Source organism: uncultured Mycobacterium sp. (assembly GCF_964249325.1).
Lineage (GTDB): Bacteria > Actinomycetota > Actinomycetes > Mycobacteriales > Mycobacteriaceae > Mycobacterium.
On the sequence record NZ_CAXUCH010000306.1, the window covers coordinates 1 to 4318 of the forward strand.

At 67.3% G+C, this 4318-nt stretch carries 4 protein-coding genes, 1 tRNA gene and 1 pseudogene; 2 read left to right on the top strand and 4 right to left on the bottom strand.

The window, feature by feature from the left end; genetic code table 11:
- Positions 1-288: 288 nt before the first annotated feature.
- Positions 289-361: transfer RNA gene (locus ACFE99_RS23230), tRNA-Thr, on the top strand.
- A gap of 13 nt (positions 362-374) precedes the next feature.
- Here ACFE99_RS23230 and ACFE99_RS23235 read toward each other — a convergent pair.
- Positions 375-2195 (bottom strand): hypothetical protein, encoded by a 1821-nt coding sequence (locus ACFE99_RS23235; RefSeq protein ID WP_375488961.1) that lies wholly within the window; start codon positions 2193-2195, stop codon positions 375-377.
- On the opposite strand from ACFE99_RS23235, the gene ACFE99_RS23240 reads away from it, so the two are divergent.
- Entirely contained in the window at positions 2161-3105 is a 945-nt protein-coding gene (locus ACFE99_RS23240) for a GDP-mannose 4,6-dehydratase (protein WP_375488963.1), read from the top strand. The two genes, ACFE99_RS23235 and ACFE99_RS23240, sit on opposite strands and share 35 nt — an antisense overlap.
- Here ACFE99_RS23240 and ACFE99_RS23245 read toward each other — a convergent pair.
- From ACFE99_RS23245 to ACFE99_RS23255, 3 genes and pseudogenes are all read right to left on the bottom strand, one after another.
- A complete protein-coding gene (locus tag ACFE99_RS23245) occupies positions 3102-3443 on the bottom strand; it encodes a DUF2304 domain-containing protein (RefSeq protein WP_375488965.1) in 342 nt (113 codons plus the stop codon). The two genes, ACFE99_RS23240 and ACFE99_RS23245, sit on opposite strands and share 4 nt — an antisense overlap.
- The gene (locus ACFE99_RS23250) at positions 3440-4129 is read right to left on the bottom strand and encodes a glycosyltransferase family 2 protein (RefSeq protein WP_375488967.1); all 690 of its coding nucleotides are present in this window, start codon (positions 4127-4129) and stop codon (positions 3440-3442) included. The genes ACFE99_RS23245 and ACFE99_RS23250 overlap by 4 nt, the downstream gene beginning before the upstream one ends.
- A 39-nt stretch (positions 4130-4168) precedes the next feature.
- Positions 4169-4318: pseudogene (locus tag ACFE99_RS23255) on the bottom strand (hypothetical protein); the annotation flags it as partial.

The window sequence follows — 4318 nt, forward strand, 5'->3', positions numbered from 1 at the left end:
GTCGATTGCCCGGCTCCTCCTCATCGCGCTGCGCGCTCTGCATCGGTCGCCGGGCCTGAGTCGATTGCCCGGCTCCTCCTCATCGCGCTGCGCGCTCTGCATCGGTCGCCGGGCCTGAGTCGATTGCCCGGCTCCTCCTCATCGCGCTGCGCGCTCTGCATCGGTCGCCGGGCCTGAGTCGATTGCCCGGCTCCTCCTCATCGCGCTGCGCGCTCTGCATCGGTCGCCGGGCTGAGACTTGGGTCGATGTATGGCCCTGCCGTAGACTCGTGCCGCCCGGCAGGGCACGCCACCTTAGCTCAGTCGGCAGAGCGGCTCACTCGTAATGAGCAGGTCAGGAGTTCGATTCTCCTAGGTGGCTCCCCGCATGTCGCTCACTGCGGCACCACGTAACCCACCGGCCCGGCCGCGATGCACACCGCCAGCGCAGCGGTGTCGGCCCGCGCGGTGATCGCATCGCCCGCGCCCGGCAGCCGGACGTAGACCCGGTTCAGTCCCGGATGCACGGGGACTTTGACGTTCGGCCCCTCCGATAGCGACAGGGTGAGCGAGCCATCGCTGTTGGCCAGGTAGTTGATCTCAGTGGTCCACTCCGCGGGCAGCAGCGGCCCGTCGAGAGCCAGCCGTGCCGGCCGGTCCGGCTCCGCGAAGTATCCGCATTGTGGCATCGGGCCGGGCACGATCGTCCGCACCCACGCCACCCGGGCGTCGACCAGCCGCCCCGAGCTGTCAAGCATCCGCAATTGCGTTGTCGCCGAGGTGAATTCGGGCCGATCTCGCAGTAATACGAACATGTGGCTGGCCAAGTTCTCCGGCCAGGCCACCCGCTGCAACACCAACGGATCGACTTCCTGGTCGAGCAGTGGCGCGGGCGCCGCCGCGCGCGCGGCGGCCAAACCAGCGCGGGCATGCTGCACATACGGCTGAGCCGGGTTGTCGCGCCAGGAGCTCAGGAACGTCGCCGTGGAATACAGGCTGCTGGCCACGAACGCCGCCGCCAAACCCGTCACCACCACCGTCCGGGGCAGGCTGGTGTCCAGCCACCGCGCGGACGGCCGGTTCGGTGCGCAGAACCCGACGGCGGCCAGCAGTGCCAGTACGACAACAAGGTCGGGGAAATACCGCAAGGTCTGGGCCAGCTCCAGGGCGGTGAACCGCGACGAACGCATCAGATAGATCGGCACCTGGCAGGCCACCGCGTAGCCGGCCGCGGTCACCCACACCAGCCCGACGCGCTGCTTGCGGATCAGCGACACCGTCAGCGCACCGACCAGCACAAGCCAGCCGAGTACCCGCACCGCCAGCGGCGGCGTGGCCCACGGTGAGGCCGGGGCCCACCGCTCCCAGTGCCACGGCCCCCCGGCCAGACCCGGCACGATGCCGTGCGTGATCGAGCGACGCAGCAGATCACCGGTCATCGACAGGTCGGTGCTCCACCGCTTCTGGTCCACCACGACCAGGTACATCACCACCCAGGCGGCGGTCAGCGCCAGCGCCGCCGTCCACAACCGAAAACCTCTGCGCCACACCGTGACCAGCGGGTCCCTGCCACCCTGCACATACCACAGCAGTGCGGCGACCGCGAGCGCGACGAATGGGATCACCGCGGCCTTCTCGAAGAACAGCAGGCCAGCCAAGTACACCAGCACACCGCTGACCGCGTAACGCTGATTGCCGGTGCGTACCAACAGGATTGCATCGGCGCACACCCAGGCCAGCGCGGCCAGCATCGGCAGCGAGTTCAGTGCTGCCGCCCACCACGCGAAACCGGGAACCCCAAGCGGGCTGAACAGCGCGAAGGTCAGCGGGATCAGCAGTACCAGCCGCCACCCCAGGATCACGTGCAGTGCACGCAGCAACGCCAAGGAGGCCAGCAGCTGCAGCACCACCAGGCTGATCGCCGGACCGATCCAGTTCAGCGGCGCCAGCCGGGTGATCGTTCCGGCCACCAAGTAGGCGGCCGGCATGACGTGGCCGTCGTGGTCGTCGAACAGATACGACGGCGACAGCAGGTTATGGGTGCCGGCCCTGCCGATCAGAATCAGGTCGTCCCAGTAGAAGTAGCCGCCGAATGCCAACACTGCGCGGATCGCCAGCGCAATGGCGATCAGCGCAGCGGCGGCCAGCGCGACCCGGGGAGCCCGTCGGTATGGTGGGCCGGTGCGTGCACTGGTCACCGGGGCTGCCGGATTCATCGGCTCGACGCTAGTCGACTGTCTGATCGCCGACGGCCACACTGTGGTCGGGCTGGACAATTTCGCCACTGGCCGCGCGACCAACATCGAACACCTGGCGGGCATTCCCGAGTTCGTCTTCGTCGAGGCCGACATCGTCACCGCCGACTTGCCCGCCATCCTCGACGAGCACCGTCCGGAGGTGGTGTTCCACCTGGCTGCCCAGATCGACGTGCGGCATTCGGTGGCCAACCCGGAGTTCGACGCCTCGGTCAACGTCGTCGGCACGATCCGGCTGGCCGAAGCTGCGCGCCGCACCGGTGTTCGCAAGATCGTCAACACCTCCTCAGGCGGATCCATCTACGGCACTCCGCCGGCCTACCCGACCAGCGAAGAGGCGCCAACCGACCCGGCGTCGCCGTATGCCGCGGGCAAGGTGGCCGCCGAGATCTACCTCAATACGTTTCGGCATCTGTACGGGCTGGAGTGCTCGCATATCGCTCCGGCCAACGTGTATGGCCCACGCCAGGATCCGCACGGTGAGGCCGGCGTGGTCGCGATCTTCGCCGAGGCACTGCTGTGCGGCAAGTCCACTAAGATCTTCGGCGACGGCGGCAACACTCGCGACTATGTCTACGTCGACGACGTGGTGGATGCGTTCGTCAAGGCGGCCGGACCGGTGGGCGGCGGCATGCGTTTCAACATCGGCACCGGCGTGGAAACCTCGGACCGCCAACTACATTCGGCAGTCGCGGCAGCGGTCGGCGGGCCCGACGAGCCGGAGTTTCACCCCCCGCGGCTAGGCGACCTACGACGCTCGTGCCTCGATATCAGCCGGGCACAACAGGTTTTGGACTGGTCTCCGCAAGTTGAACTGGAGGAGGGCGTGCGCCGCACCGTCGAGTACTTCCGGAAGGTACACGGCATTTAGCGCTCGTCAGGCGCCCGGGCGCCCTCGAGCGCGATGGCGCGAGCCAGCCGGGCGTAGCGCAATTCCAGGTCCTTGAAGCGCAGGTAAGTGCTCAGCGTGGTGAAGCTGAAAGCCATGATCAGCGCGTACAGCATCAGGTCGGTGCCACGGGCCACCCCGACCCAGTGCGCGACCACCGTGGTGTCGTTGGGCCGCAGCACGGCGTAGACAGCGGCGAACACGAACACCACGTAGCCGACTTTGACCCAGGCGCGCGACTGCGCGCTGCGCCGGGAGCGCAGCAGATAGACCAGCAGCGCAATGATCGAGAAAATCAGCAGCAGCTGAATCCAGTTCATCGCGGCATCCTCCCCCGCAAAAACCCGTCGAAGATGATGTTGACCCCGTTGAGCAGTGGCTGGCCCTTGGATTTGGAGTAGTCGGTGTAGAGCACCTCGACGGGTTCTTCGGCGACGCGCCAACCGTTTTCGGCGATCAGCATGATGAACTCGGTGGCGTGGCTCATTCCGCTCATCGTGATATCGAGCTTGTCGGCGACCTTCTTGTTGAACACCCGTAGCCCGTTGTTGGTGTCGGTCAGCCCTAGTCGGCGTCCGCGCGGGCTAAGCCACGCCGCGGTGCGCAGCACGATGCGTTTCAGCAGCGGCGGCCGGTTGCCACCCAGTCGGCCGAAGCGGGTGCCGATCACGATGTCGACGTCGCCGGCGCCGAGCCGGTCGACCATCGTGACCGCGTCCTTGACGCGGTGCTGACCGTCGCCGTCGAACGTGACGAAGACCTGCGCGCCGGGCTGGCGGCGTGCGTACTCCACACCGGTCTGGATGGCAGCGCCCTGACCGAGGTTCACCGGGTGGCGCACCACATGCGCCCCGGCGCGCAGCGCGATCTCGCCGGTGCCGTCACTGCTGCCGTCGTCCACGCAGACGACGTTGTCGAAGACCGAGCGGACCTCGGCGATCACCTCGCGGATGACGGGGGCTTCGTTGAAGGCTGGAACGACGATCCAGACGTCGGGGTAACCCATTTCGAATCCACAACTTACCCGCAGATGAACCACACGCGGTCAACCGCGCGGACGGGCAAGTGCCGCGAGGTGCACGGCGATGCCCACCAGCGGACCGCACAGCAGCGCGATCACCGTGCGGGTTTGCAACGGCAGCGGCAACAGCAGCAACAACGTCGACGCCACGGTCGCACCCACCCAGCCCAGCGC